The following is a 23964-nucleotide window of genomic DNA, read 5'->3' as shown; positions in this document are numbered from 1 at the left end:
TCCCTGATCGATGGGCCGGCCCGCCACACGCGCCTCACGGAATCGGCGACGGGCCGGCAACGGGAGCCGCTCGAGCGGGGTGCGACGATCAGCGGACGAATGAGATCGATTCCGCCAGCGCGATAACGGCCGCCGCCCGACGGTGCTCCACCCGCGACGACTCCTGCGCGCGCGCTGCAGCGACGAGCCGGGCGGCGACGACCTCGGCGCTGATCGCCGCGAGACGCTGAGCGAGCACCGTGCCGAGTCCGTCGCGCAGCTCTTCGAGATTCGTGTTCGAGATCTCGAGGCGCCGGTCGGAGACGCTCAGCTCGATCGTCGGATACCCCTCGTCGCCGAGGTGGCGCCGCGTCGATGCCGCCAGGATGCCGTCGATCTCCTCTCTCTCGGGGCGTCGCGAGAACACGGCTTCGACCGTGTAGCGCTCGGGTGCGTCGACCGTGAGGAGCGAGACGGGGAGCGCCCCGACGAGGACGGATCGCAGGCCCAGGGCGGTGCGCTCGATCGTGTCGGGACTGGTGGTCGTGATGGTCATGGTCATGAGAGTCCTCGCGGGCCGTTCTGCTCACCGCGGCGGTCGTCGCTGCGGGCGGGGGAGGGAAAGAGGATGCCGTCGCCGGCGGCTGACGGCGACGGCATCCGACCGACAGGACGCCATCCCGTCGATCGCACGACCGGCGGCGGCCGGGGAGCCGCCTGCGCAGGCGTGAGCTGTTGTCCGGGACCGCGGCGCGGCTCCCGTCGAGTCAGTGTTCGGGGCGCTCCTCGACGTCGGGTTGCGGCGCGATGGGCTCCGCATCAGCCGCGGCGAGTCGCCGGGGCGCCGGCCGCGGCACGGGCGCCCGGCCCCGCCGCGTGATCTCGCCACGCTCGGCGCGATGCCTTCCGTCGTGCTGGGGACTGAACCGGGCCGAGTCGCTCATGACGAGCCTCACTTCGCTAGGCGGCTGACGCTAGACCTGCCACATGTGCCCGCTCACATCTCGGTGTGCAGTGATGAGATCGACGATCGAGCGTTCTCGAAGAAAGCCGTCTTACGGTCGTCGCATGGACGACTGCCATAGACCCTCGCCCACCTGCCCCACCGGGCTCCTCCGCTCTGTCGGGGGTGACTCGTGCCCGAGTGGCTCGGCCTGATCGTCGGCACGCTCCTCACCGTCGGAACCGGCGTCTTCGTCGCCAGCGAGTTCGCCCTGGTCAATCTCGACCGGCACGAGCTCGAGGGGCGGCGCGACCGCGGTGAGAAGCGCCTCGCACCCGTGATCGGCGCTCTGCGCATCACCTCGACCCACCTCTCGGGAGCACAGCTCGGCATCACGCTCACGACCCTGCTGGCCGGCTACACCTTCGAGCCCGCCATCAGCCGATTGCTCGCCGGACCGCTGACGGCCGTCGGCATCCCGGATGCGGTGGTCCCGGCCGTGGGCGCGATCGTGGCGATCGTGCTCGCGACCCTGTTCTCGATGATCCTCGGCGAGCTCGTGCCGAAGAACTTCGCGCTGGCCCTGCCGCGCCAGACGGCGAAGCTCGTGGTTCCGCTGCAGGTCGTGTTCACGACCGCGTTCCGCCCCGTGATCGCGCTGTGCAACGGCACCGCGAACGCGCTCATCCGCCGCATGGGCATCGAGCCGAAGGAGGAGCTCTCGGGCGCGCGCAGCGCCGAGGAGCTCGGCTTCCTCGTGCGCCGCTCGGCCCTCGAGGGCACGCTCGACCCCGAGCACGCGACGCTGCTCGACCGCACCCTGCGCTTCTCGCAGCGCGACATCGACGACGTCACGACCCCGCGCGTGCGCATGGTGTCGGTCGCCGCGACGGCGAGCGCCGACGAGATCGTGGCGGCCTCGCTGCGCTCGGGGCACTCGCGGTTCCCGGTCACGGGCGTCGACCGCGACGACATCGTCGGCACCGTGCACGTGAAGCAGGCGTTCCGTCTCGAGCCGGCCGAGCGCGTCGGCGTCACGGCGGCCGACCTGGCCGTGCCGGCACTGTTCGTGCCGGGCACGGCAGCGGTCGACGGAGTTCTGCAGACGCTGCGACGCTCGGGCCAGCAGCAGGCGATCGTGCTCGACGAGCACGGCGGCACCGCCGGGCTCGTCACGCTCGAGGACCTGATCGAGGAGATCGTGGGCGAACTGCGCGACGAGCACGACCGCATCCACCAGTCCGTCGTCGCCGACGGGGCGACGTGGATGTTCGACCCCGGCCTGCGACCGGACGAGCTGCGTCGTCTCACCGCCGCGATCGTGCCGGCCGGCGACGACTACGACACGGTCGGCGGGCTCGTGCTCGACCGGCTCGAGCGGGTGCCCGAGGTCGGCGACGAGGTCGCGCTCGAGCACGGCGTGATCCGGGTCGAGCGGATGGACGGGGTGCGCCTGGCGCGCCTGCGCTGGACGCCGGCGGCTTCGGGCGACGCGACCGCCGCGACCGCCGATGCCGCCGCGTCCGATGCCGGCCGGGCCCGCACCACGACGGAGGCGAGCTCATGAGCGAGTACCTGCCCGGCATCCTGTGGCTCGTCGTTCTGCTCGTGCTGAACGGCTTCTTCGTCGGCGCGGAGTTCGCGGTCATCTCGGCGAAGCGCTCGCAGATCGAGCCGCGCGCGGCCGCCGGCGGCCGCGCCGCCACGACGACCCTGTGGGCGATGGAGCACGCGACGCTCATGCTGGCGACCAGCCAGCTCGGCATCACGGTGTGCTCGCTCGTAATACTCAACGTCTCCGAGCCGGCCATCCACCACCTGCTCGAGATCCCGCTCGGCTTCACCGCGCTGTCGGCCGAGGCGATCGGCGTGATCGCCTTCGTGATCGCGCTCGTGTCGGTGACGTTCCTGCACGTCGTGTTCGGCGAGATGATCCCGAAGAACCTCGCGTTCTCGGTGCCCGACCGCGCCGCGCTGATCCTGGCGCCGCCGCTCGTGCTCGTGTCGCGCATCCTGTACCCGGTGATCTGGGCGCTGAACGGCGTGGCCAACGGCATCCTGCGGGTGTTCCGGGTGCAGCCCAAGGACGAGGCGACGAGCGCGTTCACGCTCGAGGAGGTCGCCGGCATCGTGGCGGTGTCGACCCGCGAGGGCGTGCTCGACGACCGCACCGGCGCGCTCGCGGCCGCATTCGAGTTCACCGACAAGCGGGTGAGCGACATCGAGGTGCCGACCGAGCGGATGCGCACCCTCACCCGCGCGAGCACGCCCGCCGACGTGCGGCGCGCGGTCGCCGAGACCGGCTGGTCGCGCTTCGTGATCGCCGACGACGCGGGCGAGCCGGTCGCCTACCTGCACCTCAAGGACGTGCTCGATCTGACCGGCGACGCCGACGCGGAGCCGGTTCCGGCGAAGCGGATGCGGCGCCTGGTCACGATCGGCCGCGACGCCGAGCTGGAGGACGCACTCGCCCGCCTGCGCCGCGACGGGGTGCATGTCGCCCGCACGGCCGACGCGGAGGGGCGCATCCACGGCACGGTGTTCCTCGAGGACATCCTGGAGGAGCTGGTCGGCGAGATCGACGACAGCGCGCACGCGGCGGTGTGAGCGGACGCCGCGGGAGTCGGGTCAGGAGACCAGGCTGTCGCGGCGCGTCACCTCGGCCCAGACCTCGTCGAGCGAGAGTCCGAGCACCTCGGCGAGCGCCGCGATGGTCGGGAACGACGGCGTCGCGATGCGGCCCGACTCGATCTTGCGCAGGGTCTCGTGCGAGACGCCGGCGTCGAGCGCGACGCCGAGCATCGAGCGGTCGCCCCGGGCCCGGCGCAGCAGCGCGCCGAGCCGCTGACCGCGCTCGAGCTGCTCGGGGGTGAGCGGAAGGCGGACCATGGTCCGATACTAATACCGGGATACTTTGACCGGTATTATCATCCGGTGATCGAGATCCTCGCCCCCAGCCAGCTGCCCCGCGCTCGCGCCACCGGACGACTCGTGGGCACCATCCTGAACACCCTGCGCGGCCGCGCCCGGCCCGGTGTGAACCTACTCGAGATCGACGACTGGGCGAAGCAGATGATCCTCGAGGCGGGCGCGGAGTCCTGCTACGTCGACTACGCGCCCTCCTTCGGCCGCGGGCCCTTCGGGCACTGGATCTGCACCGCCGTGAACGACGCCGTGCTGCACGGCCTGCCGCACGACCGCATCCTCGCCGACGGCGACCTGCTCACCCTCGACCTGGCCGTCGTGCTCGACGGCGTCGCCGCCGACGCGGCGATCAGCTTCGTCGTCGGCGAGAGCCGCCCGGCCGAGAGCGTGCGCCTGATCGAGACGACCGAGCGCGCGCTCGCCGCCGCGATCGCCGTGGCCGGGCCCGGCGCCCGCATCGGCGACCTGTCGCACGCGATCGGCACGGTGCTGAGCGAGGCCGGCTACCCGATCAACCTCGAGTTCGGCGGCCACGGCATCGGCACGACCATGCACCAGGACCCGCACGTCGCCAACGACGGCCGCCCCGGCCGCGGCTACAAGCTGCGACCCGGCCTGCTGCTCGCGCTCGAGCCGTGGGTCATGACCGACACCGACGAGCTCGTCACCGACGCCGACGGCTGGACGCTGCGCAGCGCGACCGGATGCCGCACCGCCCACAGCGAGCACACGGTGCTGATCACCGACGACGGGGCCGAGATCCTGACGCTGCCGGCTTGAGCCCGCGGGCACGGCCCGGCCGACCGCGGGTGCCGGCGAGAGATGCGGGCGCGCCCCTGAGGCACGCCCGCACCGACCGGCTCAGAACTCGGCTGAAAGCGCCTTCATGGTCGCGATCTCGTCGGTCTGCGAGGTCACGATGGACTTTGCCAGCGCGACCGCATCCGAGTTCTCGCCATCGGAGACCTCGGACTTCGCCATCGTGACGGCGCCCTCGTGATGCTGGACCATCTGGTCGAGGAAGAGCTTGGCGGCCACCGAGCCCGACGCGGCCTCGAGGTCGGCCATGTCCTGCTCCGACATCATGCCGTCGCCGTGGCCCATCCCGGCCATGTCGCTGTCGACCGACTGACCCCACGCGGTCAGCCAGCTCTTCATGGTCGAAATCTCGGGGGCCTGCGCCTTCTTGATCTTCTGCGCCATCGCGACCACGCGCTCGTCGATGCCGTCCTTCGCCAGCAGCATGTCCGACATCTCGATCGCCTGCTCGTGATGCGCGAGCATCATCTGGGCGAACATGACGTCGGCGTCGTTGTAGGCGGATGCGCTGGCCGACGAGCTCGGCTCGCTGCCGTGATCCATTCCCGACATCGAGCCGGACTGACTGCACCCCGCGAGCACGAGGGCGGTGGAGAGCGCGCCGGCGGCGAGCAGGGCGGTGGTACGGATTCTGATCATGGTGATTCGTCTTTCTGGGTCGTCGAAGAATGTGAGGGGCGCGATGCGCCGCTGTCAGGGCAGGATCGCCCTGCGGCTCACGTTCGACTGATGCCCAGAGAGACGAGATCAGGGCGGGGACGACGGTCGTCGCCGGAGCCTCCGAGCCCGCCGTGCGCGACCGCCGGCAGATGCGACGCCGCCCCGCGCGTCGGCGCAGCCACGATGACGATCGACAGCAGCAGCGCGAGCACGCAGACCATCGCCATCGCCAGGTGATCGCCCATCGGATCGCCGCACCCGTCACCGGCGCAGGCGCCACCGGACGCGTCGGCGGCGAGGCCGCTCGACGCGCCACGCGCGTTCACCGTGGCCGCGTGCGACATCGACGCTTGCGCCGTCGACGATGCGGACTCGGAGTCGGAGTCGGAGACCGCGGTGGGCATCGCAACGGCGTGCGAACCCTCCGCGGCGAGCACATGCATCCCGAGGATGCCGGCGATCACGAGTGCGACGAGCACGGCGACGCGCATCACCGACGCGGTGACCGCACTGCGCTCAGTCATCACGATCAGACCCGCCCTCCCCGCTCGTCGATACCCCCCAAGGGTACTTCTCGACGACGCTACGTCACGAAGCTGGGCGACCGTCGCGCGCCAGCACCTCGGGTCGGAGGTCGATGCGACGCAGCAGCTGGGCGTTGAGCGCCACCACGATCGTCGACAGCGACATGAGCAGCGCCCCCACCGACATCGGCAGCACGAAGCCGATCGGGGCGAGCACCCCGGCCGCCAGCGGCACGGAGAGCAGGTTGTAGCCGGCCGCCCACCACAGGTTCTGCTTCATCTTCGCGAAGGTGCGGCGCGAGAGCTCCCGCACCGCCAGCACCGATCGAGGGTCGTCGCTCGCCAGGATCACTCCGGCCGACGCGATCGCCACATCCGTTCCGGCGCCGATCGCGATGCCGACATCGGCCTGCGCCAGGGCGGGCGCGTCATTGACGCCGTCGCCCACCATCGCGACCGAGCGCCCTTCGCCGTGCAGCTCCTGAACCCGTGCCGCCTTGTCTTCGGGGCGCACCCCGGCGAACCAGCGCTCGATGCCGAGCTCCCGTGCGATCGAGGCGGCGACCTCCTCGGCGTCGCCGGTGATCATCACCACCTGCACGCCCTGCGCCTGCAGCGAGGCGACGGCCTCGGCCGACTCCGGCCGCACCTCGTCGGCCAGACGCAGGGCACCCGCCACGACGCCGTCGACGAGCACGTGGAGCACGATGGCGCCGCCGTCGCTCCACGACCGGGTCTCGCCCAGGCGCTCCGCACCCTCGGCCGAGAGCAGGCCCGGCCCGCCGACCTGCACGCGACGCGAGTCGACTCGGGAAGTCACCCCCACCGCCGGCTCGGAGCGGAAGTCCGAGCCGGCAGGCACGTCGAGCCCCTGCTGTCGTGCCGCGGCGACGATCGCCCGGGCGAGAGGATGCTCGCTGTCCGCCTCGGCCGCCGCCGCGAGAGCGAGCAGCGCATCCCGGTCGCCGTCGACCGCGGCGATCTCGAGCACGGCGGGCTCGCCCCGCGTCAGAGTGCCCGTCTTGTCGAAGACCACCGCATCCACGTTGCGCATGCTCTCCAGCGCCAGCCGGTCCTTGATCAGAACGCCCGCGCGCGCGGCGCGCTCGGTCGCGATCGAGACGACCAGCGGGATCGCCAGGCCGAGCGCGTGCGGGCACGCGATCACGAGCACGGTGATCGCCCGCACGATCCCCTCGTCGACGCCGCCCACGAGCGACCAGACGACGATGGTGATCAGCCCCGAGACCAGGGCGAACCAGAACAGCAGCGCGGATGCGCGATCGGCGATGCGCTGCGCCCGCGTCGACGAGGCCTGCGCGTCGGCGACGAGCTTGCGGATGCCCGCCAGGGTGGTGTCGTCACCGGTCGCCGTGATCTCGACCCGCAGCCCGGAGTCGGTCGCCACCGTGCCCGCGACGACGACGTCGCCGGTCGAGCGCCGCACCGCCCGGGACTCGCCCGTGATCATCGACTCATCGACGCTCGCCTCGCCGTCGACGATGCGGCCGTCGGCCGGGATGCGCCCGCCGGGTCGCACGACCACGAGGTCTCCGACCGCGAGATCCGACGGCGCGACGCGCCGTGTCTCGGCACCGTCGACGACTTCCGCCTCATCGGGCAGCAGCGCGGCGAGCGAGTCGAGCGCCGAGCTCGTCTGCGCCAGCGACCGCATCTCCAGCCAGTGCCCGAGCAGCATGATCACGATCAGCAGCGCCAGCTCCCACCAGAAATCGAGCTGGTGGTCGAGCACGCCCAGGTGAGCACCCCACGAAGCGCCGAAGGCGACCGTGATCGCCAGTGCGATCAGCAGCATCATGCCCGGCTTGAGGGACCTCAGTTCGGCCACTGCGCCCGAGAGGAAGGGCCAGCCGCCGACCAGGTACATCACGGTGCCGAGCAGCGGCGAGATCCAGGTCGTCCATCCCGCAGAGGGCACGGAGTAGCCGAGCAGCATGGCGAACATCCCGGAGGCGCCGACGACCGGCACGGCGAGCACGAGCATGATCCAGAACAGTCGCCGGAAGCGGGCGACGTGGTCGCCGTGACCCGCGTGGCCGCCGTGACCGCCGTGGTCCTCGTGGTGCGCGTGCCCGGTGCTCTCCGCATCGTGGCGTTCGGTCTGCCGATCGGTCATGCGAACTCCTCCATATACCCCCCTGGGGTATCTAGGGTATCACTCGCAGGATGACGCGCGCCGGACCGGGATCAGGCCGGCTTCGGCGGCGCCAGCAGGGCGCCGCGGATGACCGAGCCGTGGAAGGTGCGCACGGCGACGACCGCCCACGCGGCGACCAGCCCGACGTAGTAGACGACCGCGAGGATCTGCAGCACGACGAGACCCGAGTGCAGCGCGAGGCCGCTGAGGCCCGTCACGCAGGTGCCGATCGGGAACGTGAACGACCACCAGGTCAGCGAGAACGGCAGGTGCTCGCGCGCGGTGCGCACGGTCAGCAGCAGGGCGATCGCGGTCCAGAGCAGAGCGAAGCCGAGCATCGGGATGCCGAAGATCAGCCCGAAAGCCTGCAGGGCCCGCGCCGTGCCCCCGTCGACGACGAGAGCGGCGTTGCCGCCGAGCAGGTTGACGGCGGTGATCGACTGGCCGACCGGACCGAGCACGATCCACAGCGTCGGCACCATCGCCGCGGCGCCCACCTTGTGCTGGGCCAGCCGGTTCCAGATCAGCGCGATCACGACGACCGAGCACATCAGACTGAGCCCGAAGAAGCCGTAGCAGGCCCACATCAGGGTCTCCCGCAGCTGACCGGCCGGCGTATACGGCAGCAGCAGCGCCCCGGTCGACGCCGACACCATCGGCGGCACGATGGGCATGAGCCACCCGCCGAACGCCGACTCGGGCTTCGCCTCATGACGGGTGAACGCGAGATACGGAACCGCGATCGCGGTCGCGAGGCCCATGAGAGTGCCGAGCGTCCACAGCACCCAGTCGATGCCGAGGGCGGCGGGGAGCCCGATCCAGTCACGACCCAGCAGCAGCGCCCCGGCGCCGACGGTGAGGAAGGCCATCGGCGGAGCTCCGTAGAAGTGCGAGATCACCGGGTTCAGGTGGTGTCCGCGGGCGACGTGGCGGTAGCGCATCCAGTGCAGCACCGTCGCGACGGTCAAAGCCACCAGCAGCAGCGACGCGACCGCCCAGACGACGGTGGCCGCGGTGCGAAGCCCGGGGAACTGCAGCGGCAGGGAGGCTGCGGCGTTCGCCACGATCCCGGTGCCCATGATCGAGGCGAACCAGTTGGGGGTCAGGTTCGCGACGATCTGCCCCGGATGCTCGAGCTCGCGGAACAGCCGCCGACCGCCGCGCGGTCCCTCGGGCGCGGGGGTCGGCGTCGGCGGGTCGAGCAGGGTCGAGGTCATGCTCCGATGCTTCCCGGTGCGACCGCGCAGCGGAACAGCGGTCGATCTGCAGGCTCACAACCTCAGCTTGTGCCCTTGTCATCACCGAGCGCGGCGGCGGATGCCGCAGCGAAGGCGAGGACCGCCTCCCGGTGCTTCACGTCGCGCGGGACCGGACTCGCGGGCGACGGATGCGGCGCGAAGAAGATCGGGATGTCACCGCGACCTGCGGCGAGCTGGCTCACCGCACGGCGCGCGACCGCGCCGACGGCGACGATGGCCCGCAGCTGCGGGAGTGCGGCGACGAGCTCCTCGAGCGCCTCCCGAGCCTCCGCGGCTTCCCCCGCTCGCGGGGTCCCCTCGGTGGGCCAGGGGATGGCGTTCCAGCGCAGATACTGATCGCGCCGCAGTCCCGCGTCTCGTCGCGCATCGACGATGGCGCGAGCCGTCGCGTTGTCGTTGCCCTCGCCGCACACCGCCGCGGCGCCGCCCACGGCGGTCGAGCGCGCCGGCGACTGCGTGAGCACCAGGATGCGCGCCGCCTCGCGAGCCGATCCCGGATCGAAGCCCGGGATGAGCCGGGTCGGCCATCGCCGACGCCAGCGCCGGGTCAGCTCGTCGAGCGCGCCGGCGACGCCGGCATCGTGGCCGGCGACGGCCTCCTCTTCAGCGCTCACCTGCACAGCATCCACGACATCGGCCGCCGATGCCTCGCCCCTCACAGCGGTACAAGCCGTGCCAGAATCGGGGATCGTGGCCTCCCGCCGACTCACCGACCGGGTGCTCGACCTCGACACCCTCGAGGTGCTGGCGCGCGTGGGCGACACCGGATCGATCTCGCGCGCGGCGATCGAGCTCGGCATCACCCAGCAGGCCGTGTCCGCTCGCATCCGGGCGGTCGAGCAGCGACTCGGTATCCGGCTCGTCGAGCGCACGGCCGCAGGCTCGGCTCTCACCGACGCCGGATCGCGACTGCGCGAGCTGGCCGCACCCGTGCTGAGCGCATCCCAGAGGCTGGAAGCGGAGCTCCCGGCGCTCGGCGGCGCGCTGCGCCCGCTCGTCGTCGCCGCCTCGCAGACGATCGCCGAGGCTCTGCTGCCGGGCTGGATCCAGGCTCTGCGCGCCGACTCCCCCGACGTCGACGTGCGCATCGTCGCCGGCAACTCGCGCGAGACCGCCGACCTCGTGCGCTCTGGTCGCGCCGCGATCGGCTTCATCGAGACGCCGGATCTGCCCGGCGACCTGCTCACCCGGCAGATCGGCGCAGACGAGCTGGTGCTCGTGGTCGCACCCGACCACCCCTGGGCCGGCCGATCGGTCGACGCGATCATGCTCGCACACACCCCCCTGCTGGTGCGCGAGGTCGGCTCCGGCACGAGAAGCACCCTCGAGTCGCAACTCGGAGCGTCGGGGCTCAGTCCCGTCGAGCCGGCCGCCGTCCTGGCGACGAGCGGGGTGGTGCGGGCGAGCGCGATCGCCGGAGTCGCGCCCGCGGTGGTCAGCGCCCGGCTCGTCGGCGACGACCTCGATGCGGGTCGGCTCGAGCGCGTCGCCGTCGACGGCCTCGATCTGAGCCGCCCGCTGACGGCGATCTGGGCGACCGAGCCGCTGGGCACGGCCGCGCAGAAGCTGCTCGGAGTCGCCCGCGCGACCGACGAGCGGCACGACCCGCGCACCTGACATCTGCCTGCGATTCGGCGCGATGACGCGCTCGGGGCCGCACAGTGGGCGCACCCGCACGGTGCGCTTGCGCACCGCTCACCCGAGGAGGCGCTATGGCCCGCAGGATCCGCGCGCTGACCGAGCACGAGCTCGACACCCCCGAGACGCACGAGCCGCCGCCGATCACCGACGCGACGGCCGCGGTCGGCGAGAACGCCCTCGTCGTGACGTGGAACCTCGCCCGCCCGCTCGACACCTCGACGACGCCCGCCCTGCTCACGGTGTGGCTGCCGCGCAACGCCGCCGGACCGATCCAGCTCGGTCTCGAGGTCACGCTGGATGCGGCGCGCGCGTTCATGGTCGACTTCGAGCACCAGGTCATCCGCCGGTCGGGCCGCGCCCGCACGCGGGTGCGCGATCGCCGCATCATCGCGCTGTTCCCGCTCGACTGGGTGCGCGACCTCGACCCGGTCGAGATCAGCCACACCAGCGCGCTGACCGAGTCGTCGTCGATCGTCGACCCGGCGATGCGCCTGCGCTTCACGATCGGCAACGACTGACCGGGCGGCTCGGCGCAGAATGAGCGGGTGACCGAGCGACAGCGCACCGTGACCTGGCAGGACCCGCGACCCGGCGTCGCGGCCATGCCCACCCTCAGCGGCCTCGAGTACCTCGAGGCGATGCGCGACGGGCAACTGCCGCCGCCGCCGATCATGGGCGCGATGCTCATGACGCTCGGCTCGGTCGAGGCGGGGCGCGTCGAGTTCCGCTGCGAGCCCGACGAGTCGCTCTACAACCCGCTCGGCTCGGTGCACGGCGGCGTGCTGTGCACCCTGCTCGACTCGGCGACGGGATGCGCGGGCCAGTCGATCCTGCCGGTTGGCTCGGGCTACACGTCCATCGACATCCAGGTCAGCTATCTGCGCCCGGTGCGCGCCGGCGACGGGATGCTGCGCGCGATCGGCACCGTCAAGAAGCCGGGTCGACGGGTGATCTTCACCGAGGCCGAGGTGCTCGACGCCGAGGGCCGCGCGGTCGCGTCGGCGACGAGCACGCTGCTCGTGCTGTCGCTCGACGCGAGCGCGGCCGCGACGACGGCCGCCGCCGGCTGATCCGGGCTCAGCGCCCGGGCAGCGAGGCGAGCGACTGCGAACGCCGCGCCACGAGCTCGGCGTAGGTGCCGTCGCGCTCGGCCCAGCGGTGCTCGAGCGCCTTCTCGACCACGATCTCGTTCGGCGTCGGCTGCTGACCGAGCAGGCCGAGCACCTCGTCGAGGAAGCCGTCGAGCGGCAGCGCGGCCGGGTTCACGTTCTCCTGCCCGGCGGTCGCGACGGCCGGCGGCACGAGCTCGGTGACGCCGACGCCGGCGCCCGCGAGCTGCGCGCGCAGCGCCTCGCTGTAGGCGTGCACGCCCGCCTTCGACGCCGCATAGCTCGCCATGAGCGGGAACGGCAGGAAGGCGATGCCCGACGACACCGTCACGATGTCGCCGGATCCGCGCGCCAGCAGGTGCGGCGTGAACGCGTCGATCACCCGGATCGTGCCGAGCAGGTTGACGTCGATCGTCTGCTCCGCGGCGGCGAAGTGGGCTGGGTCGCGCAGGTCCTCCATGAGCATCACGCCCGACATCGTGACGAGCAGGTCGAGCTCCGGATGCGCGGCGAGCACCGCATCCCGGGCCTCGGCGACCGAGGCGGGATCGGTCACGTCGATGCGCACGGCCTCGAGATCGGTCACGCGCTCGGGGCTGCGGCCGCCGACGACGACCGTGCTGCCGAGGTCGGCCAGCCGGCGGGCGAGGCCCAGGCCGATGCCGGAGGTGCCTCCGGCGATGAAGACGGTGCGATTGGCGAGTTGCATGGATGCGCTCCTTCTGTTGACGCATCCATTCGACGCCCGTCGGGGCCGCCGGCCCAGACCCCTCGCGACCCTGGTACCCCGAGGGACACCCTCGGCGCCCGATCGCCGCGTGCACGGAAACCGGTCACGAGCACGCTCGAGCTGTCATGCAGCTCGGCGCCGCCGGTGACCGGTTTCCGTGCACGCGACCTCAGGCGACCCGCCGCCGGTAGACGACGTTCGCCGCGACGTAGGCGACGAGCAGGATGCCGACGCACCAGGCGAGCGCGACGAGGATGTCGCCGCCGATCGGCTGCCCGGCGAACAGCGCCCGGATCGAGTCGACGATCGCCGTCACCGGCTGGTGCTCGGCGAACCACGCGACCGGACCCGGCATCGAGTCGGTCGGCACGAAGGCCGAGCTGATGAACGGCAGGAAGATGAGCGGATAGGAGAACGCGCTCGCGCCATCCACCGACTTCGCCGTCAGGCCCGGGATGACCGCGAGCCAGGTCAGCGCGAGCGTGAACAGCACCAGGATGCCGGCCACGGCCAGCCAGTCGAGCACGCCCGCCGAGCTGCGGAAACCCAGGAGCAGGGCGACCCCGACGACGAGCGCGAGCGACACGAGGTTCGCCACGATCGAGGTGAGCACGTGCGCCCAGAGCACGGACGAGCGCGCGATCGGCATCGAGCGGAAGCGCTCGACGATGCCCGCCTGCATGTCGAGGAACAGCCGGTAGGCCGTGTACGAGATGCCCGAGGCGACGGTGATGAGCAGGATGCCCGGCAGCAGGTAGCTGACGTAGCTGCCCTCGCCCGGCCCCGATCCGGTGTCGATCGCGCCGCCGAAGACGAACACGAACAGCAGCAGGAACGCGATCGGCATGAGCGCCGTCGTGATGATCGTGTCGGGGCTGCGCAGCACGTGCGTGAGCGAGCGCCGGGTCAGCGTGGCGGTGTCGCCGAGGGCGTGGGATGCGGTGGTCATCGTCCGGTCTCCTTGTCGGTGGATGCGGGGCCTGCGTCCGTCTCGCCCGCGCCCTCCTCGCCGGTCAGTGCGAAGAACACCTCCTCGAGGCTGGGCCTCTTCTCGACGTATTCGACGGTCGCGGCCGGCAGCAGCGCGGTCAGCTCGGCGAGCGTGCCGGTGACGAGGATGCGGCCGCGGTGCAGGATCGCGATGCGGTCGGCTAGCTGCTCGGCCTCCTCCAGATACTGCGTGGTCAGCAGCACGGTCGTGCCGCCGCGGGCGAGATGCTTGACGGTCGCCCAGACCTCCTGACGCGCCTCGGGGTCGAGACCCGTGGTCGGCTCGTCGAGGAAGATCACGGCCGGCGATCCGATCAGGCTCATCGCGATGTCGAGCCGGCGGCGCATGCCGCCCGAGTAGGTCGCGGCGGCCCGCGACCCCGCGTCCACCAGGTCGAAGCGGCTCAGCATCTCGTCGGCGATCGCGTTCGGCGTCGGCCGGTGCCGCAGCCGCGCGACCAGAGCCAGGTTCTCGCGCCCGGTCAGCTTCTCGTCGACGGCGGCGAACTGCCCGGTCAGGCTGATAGACTCGCGCACCGCGCCCGGCTGGGAGGCGACGTCGTGCCCGGCGACCGACGCGGAGCCCGCATCCGCTCGCATCAGGGTGCTGAGGATGCGGATGAGCGTCGTCTTGCCGGCCCCGTTCGCGCCGAGCAGGGCGAAGATCTCGCCCGGCTGCACCGTGAGGTCGACGCCGCGCAGCACCTCGGTCTTCGCGAACGCCTTCTGCAGCCCGGCGACGGCGATCGCCGGCTCCGCCGTCGGGACGGGCGCGGGCGGACGGTCGAGCACGGCGTTCACGATGCGCTCCCGGATCCCGTGCCCGCAGTGCCGCCGCCCGCGTCGCCCACGGCCTCGTCGATCGATGCGGCGAGGCGTGCGCGTTCCTTCGTGATCCAGCTGCCGCCGGAGTAGTTCGCCATGAACGTCTCGGCGAACTCGACCGGGTCGGCGCCGACGAGGTCGCGCACGCTCGTGCCGTCGGCGACGGCCTGCTCGAACAGGTCGGCGAGGTCGCCGAGCATCGCGATGAGGCTGGCGCCGTCGTCGGTCGGCCCGAGGTACATGACGTAGCGCTCGACGGCGGCTTCAGCCTCGCGATAGCCGGCCGGCAGCGCCTTCGCGCGGGCCTTGTACTCGCGGTACTTGCGCTTATCGGCCAGGTCGCCGACGACGAGCTCGATGATGTTCTTCGCCATGGTCATTCCCCTTCGTTCGCAGTGGTGGATGCGGTGGGCGCGTCGCCCGTGCGGAGCTGATCGAGTCGTTCGGCGAGGAAGCTCCAGTTCCTCCAGAAGTCGTCGAGCTGCTCGTGGCCGGCCGCGTTGAGCGTGTAGACCTTGCGCGGCGGACCCTTCTCACTGGGCACCTTCTCGACGTCGACGAGGCCGCGCTGCTCGATGCGCAGCAGCAGCGCATAGACGGTGCCCTCGGCGATCTCGGTGAAGCCCTGCTCACGCAGCCAGGCCGTGATCTCGTAGCCGTAGGCGGCGCGCCCGGCGAGGATCGCGAGCACGATGCCCTCGAGGGTCCCCTTGAGCATCTCGGTGATCTGCTTCGGCATCAGCCGTCCTCCTGTGTTCGCGCAGCCTCGCGGCTCCGCTACTCGGTGTCGCTGGTATTCAGCATTGATGAGTACCACTAGATAGTAACGCCGAATAGTGGATGCGCAACCCCCGATCCCGACGAGGGGGTTTCGGAAACCGAATTCGGGTAATAGGTTTATTCCGCTGGCGACGGAGGGGGATAATTACCCGAATCGGGAAGGAACTCGCCCATGAAACGGACGACCGCGGCAGAACCGACGCCGCGGCAGGTCATTCGAGCGCTCGAGGAACGACTGCCCCGGGGCTGGGAGATCCGCACCTGGACATCCAGCCGGAGCGCCGCGGATCTGACATTGGTCGTCACCGCCCCCGACGGATCCCGAGGATGGATCGCGATCGAGACACGCGGCACTGTGGAGCGTCGATCGCTGGACCAGATCACGAGGGCCCTGCAGAGGGCGGTCGAGTCGGAACCACTGCCCACGGCAGGCCTTCTTGTCGCGCGCTACCTCAGCGCACCACTTCGCGCGGAGCTGGAGGATCGCCGGATCTCCTATCTCGACCTCACCGGCAACGTCCGCATGGAACTCGCGACACCGGGGTTGTTCCTCTCCGATCGCGGCGCGGATTCGGATCCCACGCGGGGCGCCGGACGTCCGCGAAACACCTTGAAGGGCGAGCCAGCGGCACGGATCGTGCGCGCGCTGCTCGACAGCTCCCGTAGCTGGCGGATCAAGGACCTCGTGACGGCATCGGGGGCTTCGGTGGGCGCCACCTACCGCGCAGTCGAGTACCTCGAGTCCCAGGGCCTCGTGACCGAGCGCGACGAGTCGAAGACCTTCCGCGTCACGAAATGGACCTCCCTCCTTCGGGCGTGGAGCGCTGACTACGACACCTTCGCCGTCAATCGCGTCACCCGCTGGATCCACCCGCGGGGAATTCAGGCCGTGCTCGACCGCGCCGCCAGCGCGGAGCTGAGCAGCCGCTACGCGTTCACGGGCTCGGTCGCGGCTGCGCAGTGGGCTCCATTCGCGCCGACACGGGCGGCGCTCGCATACAGCGAGGCGCCGGATGAAACGAGCGAGGCTTGGGGACTCCGTCCTGCCCCGGAAGGGACCGCGAACGTTCTCCTGATCGAGCCGAGCGTGCCCGATGGGATCGCGCTCGTCGGGACCTCACTGGCGGCGCCGGGGTTCATCGTCGCTGCCCCCGCCCAGGTCGCGGCCGATCTGCTCAACGGTCCCGGCCGCAATCCGAGTGAGGGCGAGGCGCTGATCGCCTGGATGGACGACAACGAAGAGAGCTGGCGGCTATGACCGACGAGTTGGTCATCGCAGCACGTCGCGCGCTGCTCGACGCCCTGGAAGCCCTGGGCGATCAAGCCGAGTCGATCATCCTGGTCGGGGCTCAGGCGATCTATCTCCATACCGGCTCCGCCGAGGTGGCGATCGCGGAGTTCACGACCGACGCCGATCTGGCTATCGATCCGCGAGCGCTGCAAGACGATCCTCTGATCGAGGCCGCCATGACGGCAGCCGGGTTCACACGAGGAACGACGAATCCCGGTGTCTGGATCTCACGCGACGGCGTGCAGGTAGATCTCATGGTTCCGGCGCTCGTGGCAGGCAAGGGACGTCGCTCGGTCGACGCGCCACCCCACGATCCTCATTCGATGCGCAAGAGCGCAGGACTCGAGGCCGCCCTCGTCGATCGAGAGCTCCGGAGGATCAGCAGTTTCGAGCCGGAGGACCAGCGCAGCTTCAGCACGCTCGTGGCGGGCCCCGCTGCGCTCTTGATCGCAAAGCTGCACAAGCTTGGCGAGAGGGTCGACCAGCGACGCGCACTCGACAACAAAGACGCCCATGACATCTATCGGATCTTGATCGCGATCGAAACCGACGTCCTGGCCCGTTCGATCGAGGCGCTGCGGGCTGACGAAACCTGTTCCGAGGTTGTAACGGTGGCCTTGCAGCATCTAGGCGCGTACTTCGCCGCGGACGTCTCCAGCGCCGGGAACACCATGGCTGGCGCGGCCGAAGCTGAGCTCGGAGACCCAGCCCAAGTGGCGGCGTCGACCCATCTGCTCGCGGTGGACCTATTCGAGGCATTGAGCGATGACGACTGATCGCATCCGCCTCGCCGAACGCGCGACCTACGCCGTCATCGCGCTCGTGCTGCTGGTCGCGTTCGGGCTGCAGTTCTACCTGCTCTTCACCGGCGGAGCGGATGCGAACTCGGGCGAGGCCGGGTCGAGCATCCCGCTGGCGGTGCGCTTCGCGCGGCTCTTCAGCTTCTTCACGATCCTCAGCAACGTGCTCGTGCTGGTCGTGGCGATCGCGAAGGCGACCGGGCGCGGCGCCTCGTGGCTGTGGCGCCTCATCCACCTGGATGCGCTGCTGAGCATCGTCGTCACCGGCTCGGTGTTCGGACTCATCCTCGCGCCCGGCCTGCAGCTGCGCGGCGAGGCCGTGGTCGCCACGGCGCTGTTCCACAACGTGAGCCCGGTGCTGTTCGCGCTCGCGTGGCTCGTGTTCGGCCCGCGGCGGCAGTGGGATGCGCGCCTCGCGCTGCTCGCTTTCATCTGGCCGGCCGTCTGGCTCGCCGTCACCTTCACGCGCGGCGCGATCACGGGCTGGTATCCGTATCCCTTCCTCGACGTGAACCAGGTCGGGCTCGGCGGCGCCGTGCTCGGCGCGCTCGCGGTGGTCGCCTACGCGGCCGTGCTGGCGGTCGTGTTCCTCGTCATCGATCGTCGCGCGCCGGCGCTCCGCGGCGCGCGAACCGCGGAAGCGCCGCCCACAGCAGCACCACGACGATGAGCGCGACGCCGCCCGCCACGAGACCCGGCGTGCGGCCTACGACGACATCGACGATGAACGACACCGTTCCGGCCAGCACGAGCCCGACCGCCACGAGCGTCACCTGCAGCACGCGATCGGTCGTGTGCACGATGCGCCCCTTCACCTGCCGGCGGAACAGCAGCCGGTGCAAGCTCACCGGCGCGAGCGCGAGCACCGTCGCGAGCACGGCGAGGCCGACCAGCCCGAGGTAGAGGGCGCGCTGGTAGTCGTCGAGCTCGGTGAAGCGCGCCTGGAAGGCGAGCGTCAGCAGGAAGCCGGTGAGGATCTGCGTGCCGGTCTGGGTGACGCGCAGCTCCTGCAACAGCTCCGACCAGTTGCGGTCGAGGCGCTGGTTCTCGGTCTCGGGCCGGCCGTCGCGCACCGCATCCGTGAAGTCGTCGCCGGCGGGGTGAGGCTCGGCGGCGCCGGGCTCGGCGGCTCGGGGGTCGGCGGCAGGGGCGTCGGGGCTCGGGTCGCTCGCAGCTGGGGGCACGTTCGCACCGTAGCCAGCGCATCCACTCGATCCGGGCCGGTGTCACCCGACTCGCAGGCGATTCCGCGTGTCCGTACACCCCGTACCGACACAACCAGACGGCCCGGCTGTACGCTCGTGCGAAAGCACGAAGGGGGTCGACCGACGATGGCCGCGACGATCGAACGGGACTCCCCCGTCGCCTACTACGAGCAGCTCTTCGGCATCCTGCGCGAGCGCATCGTCGCCGGCGAGTTCCCGCCCGACGTGCGGCTGCCCAGCGAGATGGAGCTGTGCCGCGAGTTCGGCCTCTCACGCGCGACCGTGCGGCAGACCATGTCGAAGCTCGAGAGCGAGGGCTACGCGCGCCGCGTCGCCCGCCGCGGCGTCTTCGCCTCGTCGCCCGAGCAGCCCACCGGCTGGACCGTGCAGGAGGGCTTCCTCGAGTCGCAGGTGCGGCACGGACGCACCGGCATCGCGACGAAGGTCGTGGATGCGCGCTTCCTTGTGCCCGCCCAGCACGTGAGCGAGGCGCTCGAGACCGGCGAGGGCACCGAGGTCTTCGCCCTGCAGCGCGTTCGCTCGATGGACGGCCGCGTCGCGATGTTCAGCACGAACTGGTTCCCGCGCGCGGTCGGCCAGACGATCGCCGACGACGCCGACGTGGTCGGCGGCACCGGCTCGGTCAACGAGACCCTGCGCCGCGCCGGCCACTTCACGCACGGCGCGAAGCGCGTCATCCGCGCGATGCGCCCGACAGAGCTCGTGGCGTCGAGCCTCGGCATCGACGCCGACCAGCCGGTCCTGCGCGTGCGGTCGCTCTCGTGGGACCAGAGCGGCGTCCGCTTCGACTACTACGAGACCTGGGTGCTGACCGACATCATCCCGCTCGAGGTGAGCGTCAGCGCGAGCTGAATTGGGTTTTCCCACTTGATTGCAATTCTTTGCAATCGCCGCCCCGAGACCCCGGACAGCTCCGGATGCTCAGCCGAGCATCATCGAGGTGAAGCCGCCGAGCGCGGTCGCCGGGTCGGGCGTCCAGCCGCGCGCCTCGGCGGCGAGCATCGCGGCGCCGACCGCCGTGACCTGCGGCTCGAGGATGGGCGCTGCGCGGTAGCCGCTCACGGCGGCCTTGATCTCGAGCCAGCCGGGCGAGTGCGTCCAGCCGCCCGCGAGCCGCACCTCGGCGCCGGCCGCGGACGGGCCGATCGCGGCGCGCACGCCCGCCACCGCATCCCGGCCCGCGGCGGCGAGCGCCACCAGCACGGCCGAGGCGCGCGCGTGCGGATCGGCGGGCACGTCGAGCGCGTAGCTGGGCTGGCCGCCGCCGCGACCGCCGGGACGGAAGTAGTCGGCGCCGAGCACGGGCGCGATCTCGGCGCTGCCCTCGAGCAGGGTGCGGATGCGCGCCGCGACCGCCGGATCCTGCGAGGCCCACTGCACGTTGCGCGCCAGCTCCTCGACGCGCATGAGCGTGAGCCCCTCGGCGCCGACGCCGGGCGCCAGGTCGTCGTCGGCACCGCGCTCGACCGACGCCGCCGCGCGGGTCACGACGACCTCGGCCGTGCCCATCGAGTCGAGGATGACGCCCGGCGAGAGGCAGTCGACGCCCCAGCCCGCGATCGGGTGGTCGTGGCCGCCGGCGACGACCACCGCATCCGGAGCCAGAACGCCCGCGGCGGCCAGCCGCGGCGAATCGAGTGCACCGACGACCTCGCCGGCGTGCACGATCGACGGCAGCAGCGCGAGGTCGCCGAGCGCGACCGTGACGCGGTCGGCATCCCAGCGGCGGTCGGATGCGCGCCACGCCGAGGTGCGCGAGGCGAGGGTGTCGCTCATCACGGGCCGACGGGTCCAGGTGACGGCGGGCAGGTCGGCGAGCGCCGACCACGCGCGGGCGTCGGAAGCGGACGGCTGCGTGCGCGCCCAGTGCCAGCCGACGAGCGTGCTGACCGGATCGCTCGCGACGTCGAAGCCGGGGTCGCCGCGCAGCGACTCGGGCAGCTCGCGGAACAGCCGCTGCCGCCGCGGGTCGAACCAAGCCAGGGCGCGAGTCAGAGGGCGCAGCTCGGCGTCGAGCAGCACCCCGTCCTCCCCGACGCCGGCGCAGGCGATCGCGTGCACGGCGTAGGCCTCGCCGCAGGCGGCCAGCACCATCGACTCGACCGCATCCATCAGCGCGACCGCGTCGATGAGCAGCGTTCCGGGGTCGCGCGGCGTCGGACGGATCACGCGCGACACGACCACGCCGTCGGCGTCGATCGCCACGACCTTCGCGTTGGTGGTGCCGATGTCGACGCCCAGGCTGACCGCGCCGCGCGTCGTGCTCACCACAGGGCGAGATTACCGCGCGGAGCAGGAGGGCATCCCCGCGGTGCTCAGCCCGCCGGGGTGAGCGGCGCCGCGGCTCCGGCCCCGGCGCCCGCCGCGAGCACGTCGATGTAGCCCATCGACGCCTTCGCCGCCGCGTACTGGTGCAGCACGCCCGGCTCGAGCGGCGCATCCGCCAGCTCGACCATCTCGACGCCCCACTCGGGGAACGCGCCGTCGAGCGTCGACGCGGCCTGCATCGCGGCGCCCATCGTCACGTACTCGTCGGGCGCCGGCACCACGACCGGGATGTCGACCAGCTCGGTCAGCACCTGCTGCACCGCCGGGCTCTCGGCCGCGCCGCCGATCAGCAGCAGCTTGCCGGTCGGCACGTCGCAGGCGTGCAGCGCATCCAGCATCGCCACCTGGCTCGCGAGCGTGCCCTCGATGATCGCGCGGGCCATGTTCGGCCGGGTGAAGTTGGTGAGGGATGCGCCGTGCAGCGACCCGCGCGCGTGCGGCAGGTCGGGGGTGCGCTCGCCCTCGAAGTACGGCAGCAGGGTCAGCCCGCCGGCACCCGGCTCGGCCTCGAGCGCCAGGCTCGACAGCTCGTCGAAGGTGCAGCCGAGAAGTCCCGTGGCGAGCTCGAAGTTGCGCGCCGCATTGAGCGTCGCCACGAGCGGCAGGTGGTCGCCGGTCGCGTCGGCGTAGCTGCACACGTAGCCCGCGTAGTCGTGCACCGGGCTCTTCGAGCGGGCGTAGACCACACCCGAGGTGCCGAGCGAGAGCACCGCATCCCCGGGCTGCAGCCCGAGCGCGAGCGCGGCCGCCGCGTTGTCGCCGCCCCCGACCCCGATCGGGATGCCCGCGGGGATGCCGGGGATGCCCTCGGCGGTCACGCCGGCGCGGTCGAGCGGGCCGAGCACGCGCGGCAGGATCGCCGTGCGGCCGAGGGCGTGCTCGCAGAGGTCCATCGTGTACTCGTCGGTCTCGGGGGACCAGTAGCCGGTTCCGCTCGCCTCGGAGCGGTCGGTCACGAGCTCGTGCAGCCCGGCCACGCCCGAGCCCGGGCCGAAGCCGCGCAGGCGCCAGGTGAGCCAGTCGTGCACGATCGCGACGGCCTCGGTGCGGCTCACGGCCTCGGGGTGCAGGTCGCGCATGTAGCGCAGCTTCGGCGCCGTATCCGACAGGGTGAGCGGCAGGCCCGTGCGGCGGATCCACTCGTCGCGACCGAGCTCGGCGTTGAGCGCCATCATGTGCGGGTGCGAGCCGGTGTCGTTCCACTGCGGCGAATCGGCGACGATCGCCCCATCCGCGTCGAGCAGGATCGGCGTGTGCTGCTGGCCGCTGACCGAGATCGCGGCGACGTCGTCGAGGCCGCCGGCGCGGCGCACGGCGGTGAGCAGCGCATCCCACCACCGGTTCGGGTCGATGATCGTGCCCGAGGGGTGCGAGGCTTTGCCCTCACGCACGGTGCGGCCGGTGGCGAGGTCGCGCACCGTGACCTTGCAGTTCTGGGTCGACGAGTCGACTCCTGCGACGAGCGTCATCGCCCGACCTCCGTTCGTGTGACGCCGAGGCGCGCGGCTGGCTGCACGCTCATGCGGGAAGTGCCTTCAGGTGGGTCCAGATCGGGCGCTGGGTCTCGGCCCAGGCGGCGAGGGCCGCGTGGCGCTCCGGATCGGGCAGCACGTCGACCGGGTCGCAGTCGGTCCAGGCGCCCGACCCGCCCGAGGCGATCTGCTGCGCCCCGCGCGACACGACCTCGGGGTGGCCCGACACGCTCAGCGGGACGCCGAGCAGGTCGGCCTTGAGCTGCAGCCAGAGCGCGTTGCGGCTGGCCGGGCCGATCACCTTCACCCGGTCGGGCTGGATGCGGAACAGCTCGAGCACGTCGGCGAACTGCCACGCCATGCCGACGAAGGCGCCGAACACCAGCTCGCTGCGGGTCGTGTCGGTCGCGAGCCTGGCGATCGCGCCGCGCGCCCGCGGGTTCTTGGCCGGGCTGGGGCTGCCGCGGAACTGCGGCAGCACGATCGGCACGCGGTCGAGGTCGACGCGGCCCGCGACCCAGTCGGCGTGCAGCTCGTCGCAGAGCGCGGCGAGGGTCGGCGCATCCACGCCCAGCATCGACTGCAGGGTCGCGAACGCCGAGCCGCCGGTCGGGATCGAGGCGAACAGCGTGAAGGCGTCGTCGACGGCGGGCCCGGTGACGTGGATGCCGTTGGCGAGCTTCGCGCGCTCGGCGTCGCCGTCGAGGCTCGGGGCGTCGTGCAGGAACAGCAGCCCCTCGGTCGTGCCGGTCGAGTTGAGCAGCTCCCCCGGGGCGAGCTCGGCGCCGACCGCGCCGACCATGTGGTCGTGGCCGGCGACGTGCACGAGCACGTCGTCGCCCAGGCCGAAGCCGCGCGCGCACTCGGCGCGCATCGGCACGCCGTCGCCGGCGCGACGCAGCTCGGGCAGCACTTCGGCGTGCACGCCGAGCAGGCCCGCCACATCCTGCGACCAGCCCGCGGTCGTCAGGTCGAGAGCCAGCGTGCGGCTGGCGAGCGAGTACTCCGACCAGCGCACGCCGGTGAACCGCGCGGCGATGTACTCGGAGATGTTGAGCCACTGCGCGCCGCGCCCGGCGTCGCCGGCGGCCCGCAGCGCCCAGGCGATCTTCGACAGCCCGTAGTTGCCGCTGACCGGCAGCCCCGTCGCACGGTAGACGCGACTGCGGTCGGCCGCGTCGAGGCCGGCCAGCAGCGGCAGCCCGCGCTGGTCGTGCCACAGGATCATCGGCGAGGCGAGGGAGATGTCGGGCAGCACGAGGCCGCCCGACTCCCCCACGCCGGTGATCGCGATGCGCTTCACCGCGGCACGCCGGTCGGCGTCGAGGCCGCGGATGAACCCGCCGATCAGCTCGGCCATCAGGTCGAGGTCGTAGACCTCGCCGTCGGCGTCGCGCACGGTCGGGGTGGGATGCGAGGTCGAGACCGTCGCCACCCCCTCGGGATCGAAGAGCCCGAGCTTCACGCTGGTGGTGCCGACGTCGACCGTGATCGTGGTGAGCACG

General features: G+C 71.7%; 26 protein-coding genes. 10 read left to right on the top strand and 16 right to left on the bottom strand.

The window, feature by feature from the left end; translation table 11 throughout:
* Nucleotides 1-88 precede the first annotated feature (88 nt).
* Nucleotides 89-535 (bottom strand): hypothetical protein, encoded by a 447-nt coding sequence (locus FJ658_RS09655; RefSeq protein WP_141145173.1) that lies wholly within the window; start codon nt 533-535, stop codon nt 89-91.
* A 580-nt stretch (nt 536-1115) separates the two neighbouring features.
* Here FJ658_RS09655 and FJ658_RS09650 point away from each other — a divergent pair.
* Together FJ658_RS09650 and FJ658_RS09645 are read left to right on the top strand one after the other, a co-directional pair.
* Nucleotides 1116-2489, top strand: coding sequence for a hemolysin family protein (locus FJ658_RS09650; RefSeq protein ID WP_141145172.1), 1374 nt, complete (start codon nt 1116-1118; stop codon nt 2487-2489).
* Nucleotides 2486-3529: a hemolysin family protein gene (locus tag FJ658_RS09645; RefSeq protein WP_141145171.1), complete on the top strand. Its 1044-nt coding sequence runs from the start codon at nt 2486-2488 to the stop codon at nt 3527-3529. The genes FJ658_RS09650 and FJ658_RS09645 overlap by 4 nt, the downstream gene beginning before the upstream one ends.
* Nucleotides 3530-3550: 21 nt before the next feature.
* On the opposite strand, the gene FJ658_RS09640 is transcribed toward FJ658_RS09645, so the two are convergent.
* A complete protein-coding gene (locus FJ658_RS09640) occupies nt 3551-3811 on the bottom strand; it encodes a helix-turn-helix domain-containing protein (RefSeq protein ID WP_141145170.1) in 261 nt (86 codons plus the stop codon).
* A gap of 45 nt (nt 3812-3856) precedes the next feature.
* Here FJ658_RS09640 and map point away from each other — a divergent pair, with 45 nt between their 5' ends.
* Nucleotides 3857-4627 carry a type I methionyl aminopeptidase gene (map, locus tag FJ658_RS09635; protein WP_141145169.1) on the top strand — a complete coding sequence of 257 codons (771 nt, stop codon included), beginning with the start codon at nt 3857-3859 and terminating at the stop codon, nt 4625-4627.
* An 81-nt stretch (nt 4628-4708) separates the two neighbouring features.
* Here the strand turns inward: map and FJ658_RS09630 are convergent, their stop codons facing one another.
* From FJ658_RS09630 to FJ658_RS16140, 5 genes are all read right to left on the bottom strand, one after another.
* Nucleotides 4709-5305, bottom strand: a complete 597-nt coding sequence (locus tag FJ658_RS09630; protein ID WP_370454786.1) for a DUF305 domain-containing protein — start codon at nt 5303-5305, stop codon at nt 4709-4711.
* A 77-nt stretch (nt 5306-5382) separates the two neighbouring features.
* Nucleotides 5383-5817, bottom strand: a complete 435-nt coding sequence (locus FJ658_RS09625) for a DUF6153 family protein (RefSeq protein ID WP_141145168.1) — start codon at nt 5815-5817, stop codon at nt 5383-5385.
* Between the two features lie 97 nt (nt 5818-5914).
* Complete coding sequence (locus tag FJ658_RS09620) at nt 5915-7987, bottom strand: heavy metal translocating P-type ATPase (protein WP_141145167.1); 2073 nt, start codon at nt 7985-7987, stop codon at nt 5915-5917.
* A gap of 71 nt (nt 7988-8058) precedes the next feature.
* Entirely contained in the window at nt 8059-9225 is a 1167-nt protein-coding gene (locus tag FJ658_RS09615) for a TDT family transporter (protein ID WP_141145166.1), read from the bottom strand.
* A 62-nt stretch (nt 9226-9287) separates the two neighbouring features.
* Nucleotides 9288-9881: a uracil-DNA glycosylase family protein gene (locus tag FJ658_RS16140; RefSeq protein WP_219995755.1), complete on the bottom strand. Its 594-nt coding sequence runs from the start codon at nt 9879-9881 to the stop codon at nt 9288-9290.
* 76 nt (nt 9882-9957) lie between these two features.
* Between FJ658_RS16140 and FJ658_RS09605 the strand changes: the two genes are divergently transcribed.
* The 3 genes from FJ658_RS09605 to FJ658_RS09595 all read left to right on the top strand — a co-directional run bounded on the left by FJ658_RS09605 (nt 9958) and on the right by FJ658_RS09595 (nt 11978).
* Complete coding sequence (locus FJ658_RS09605) at nt 9958-10884, top strand: LysR family transcriptional regulator (RefSeq protein WP_219995754.1); 927 nt, start codon at nt 9958-9960, stop codon at nt 10882-10884.
* A gap of 95 nt (nt 10885-10979) precedes the next feature.
* Nucleotides 10980-11426: a hypothetical protein gene (locus FJ658_RS09600; protein ID WP_141145164.1), complete on the top strand. Its 447-nt coding sequence runs from the start codon at nt 10980-10982 to the stop codon at nt 11424-11426.
* Nucleotides 11427-11453: 27 nt separating this feature from the next.
* The gene (locus FJ658_RS09595; protein ID WP_255447656.1) at nt 11454-11978 is read left to right on the top strand and encodes a PaaI family thioesterase; all 525 of its coding nucleotides are present in this window, start codon (nt 11454-11456) and stop codon (nt 11976-11978) included.
* A gap of 7 nt (nt 11979-11985) precedes the next feature.
* Here FJ658_RS09595 and FJ658_RS09590 read toward each other — a convergent pair whose 3' ends face one another.
* The 5 genes from FJ658_RS09590 to FJ658_RS09570 all read right to left on the bottom strand — a co-directional run bounded on the left by FJ658_RS09590 (nt 11986) and on the right by FJ658_RS09570 (nt 15301).
* Nucleotides 11986-12726 carry an SDR family oxidoreductase gene (locus tag FJ658_RS09590; protein ID WP_141145163.1) on the bottom strand — a complete coding sequence of 247 codons (741 nt, stop codon included), beginning with the start codon at nt 12724-12726 and terminating at the stop codon, nt 11986-11988.
* A gap of 190 nt (nt 12727-12916) precedes the next feature.
* Complete coding sequence (locus FJ658_RS09585) at nt 12917-13696, bottom strand: ABC transporter permease (RefSeq protein ID WP_141145162.1); 780 nt, start codon at nt 13694-13696, stop codon at nt 12917-12919.
* Nucleotides 13693-14529, bottom strand: coding sequence for an ABC transporter ATP-binding protein (locus tag FJ658_RS09580; RefSeq protein WP_305004252.1), 837 nt, complete (start codon nt 14527-14529; stop codon nt 13693-13695). The genes FJ658_RS09585 and FJ658_RS09580 overlap by 4 nt, the downstream gene beginning before the upstream one ends.
* 5 nt (nt 14530-14534) lie before the next feature.
* Nucleotides 14535-14936, bottom strand: a complete 402-nt coding sequence (locus FJ658_RS09575; RefSeq protein ID WP_219995753.1) for a DUF1048 domain-containing protein — start codon at nt 14934-14936, stop codon at nt 14535-14537.
* A 2-nt stretch (nt 14937-14938) separates the two neighbouring features.
* Nucleotides 14939-15301 carry a PadR family transcriptional regulator gene (locus FJ658_RS09570; RefSeq protein WP_141145159.1) on the bottom strand — a complete coding sequence of 121 codons (363 nt, stop codon included), beginning with the start codon at nt 15299-15301 and terminating at the stop codon, nt 14939-14941.
* A 213-nt stretch (nt 15302-15514) separates the two neighbouring features.
* On the opposite strand from FJ658_RS09570, the gene FJ658_RS09565 reads away from it, so the two are divergent.
* The 3 genes from FJ658_RS09565 to FJ658_RS09555 are packed head-to-tail and all read left to right on the top strand — an operon-like array spanning nt 15515 to nt 18103.
* On the top strand, nt 15515-16600 hold the full coding sequence (locus FJ658_RS09565) for a hypothetical protein (protein WP_141145158.1): 1086 nt from the start codon (nt 15515-15517) through the stop codon (nt 16598-16600).
* The gene (locus FJ658_RS09560; RefSeq protein ID WP_141145157.1) at nt 16597-17409 is read left to right on the top strand and encodes a hypothetical protein; all 813 of its coding nucleotides are present in this window, start codon (nt 16597-16599) and stop codon (nt 17407-17409) included. The genes FJ658_RS09565 and FJ658_RS09560 overlap by 4 nt, the downstream gene beginning before the upstream one ends.
* On the top strand, nt 17399-18103 hold the full coding sequence (locus FJ658_RS09555) for a Pr6Pr family membrane protein (protein ID WP_141145156.1): 705 nt from the start codon (nt 17399-17401) through the stop codon (nt 18101-18103). Before FJ658_RS09560 ends, FJ658_RS09555 begins: the two co-directional genes overlap by 11 nt.
* Here the strand turns inward: FJ658_RS09555 and FJ658_RS09550 are convergent.
* Nucleotides 18027-18617 (bottom strand): DUF6328 family protein, encoded by a 591-nt coding sequence (locus FJ658_RS09550; RefSeq protein ID WP_370454785.1) that lies wholly within the window; start codon nt 18615-18617, stop codon nt 18027-18029. The two genes, FJ658_RS09555 and FJ658_RS09550, sit on opposite strands and share 77 nt — an antisense overlap.
* Before the next feature lie 147 nt (nt 18618-18764).
* Between FJ658_RS09550 and FJ658_RS09545 the strand changes: the two genes are divergently transcribed.
* Complete coding sequence (locus tag FJ658_RS09545; protein WP_141145155.1) at nt 18765-19511, top strand: GntR family transcriptional regulator; 747 nt, start codon at nt 18765-18767, stop codon at nt 19509-19511.
* Nucleotides 19512-19580: 69 nt separating this feature from the next.
* Here the strand turns inward: FJ658_RS09545 and FJ658_RS09540 are convergent, their stop codons facing one another.
* The 3 genes from FJ658_RS09540 to FJ658_RS09530 are packed head-to-tail and all read right to left on the bottom strand — an operon-like array spanning nt 19581 to nt 23963.
* Nucleotides 19581-20930, bottom strand: coding sequence for an FGGY family carbohydrate kinase (locus FJ658_RS09540; protein ID WP_141145154.1), 1350 nt, complete (start codon nt 20928-20930; stop codon nt 19581-19583).
* A gap of 44 nt (nt 20931-20974) precedes the next feature.
* On the bottom strand, nt 20975-22456 hold the full coding sequence (locus FJ658_RS09535) for an FGGY family carbohydrate kinase (protein WP_141145153.1): 1482 nt from the start codon (nt 22454-22456) through the stop codon (nt 20975-20977).
* Between the two features lie 49 nt (nt 22457-22505).
* The gene (locus FJ658_RS09530) at nt 22506-23963 is read right to left on the bottom strand and encodes an L-fuculokinase (RefSeq protein ID WP_181408403.1); all 1458 of its coding nucleotides are present in this window, start codon (nt 23961-23963) and stop codon (nt 22506-22508) included.
* Nucleotide 23964 lies beyond the last annotated feature (1 nt).

Source organism: Schumannella sp. 10F1B-5-1, assembly GCF_006517535.1.
Classification (GTDB): Bacteria; Actinomycetota; Actinomycetes; order Actinomycetales; family Microbacteriaceae; genus Schumannella.
The sequence above is the reverse complement of the archived record's forward strand: the minus strand, read 5'-3'. Positions and strand labels throughout refer to the sequence as shown.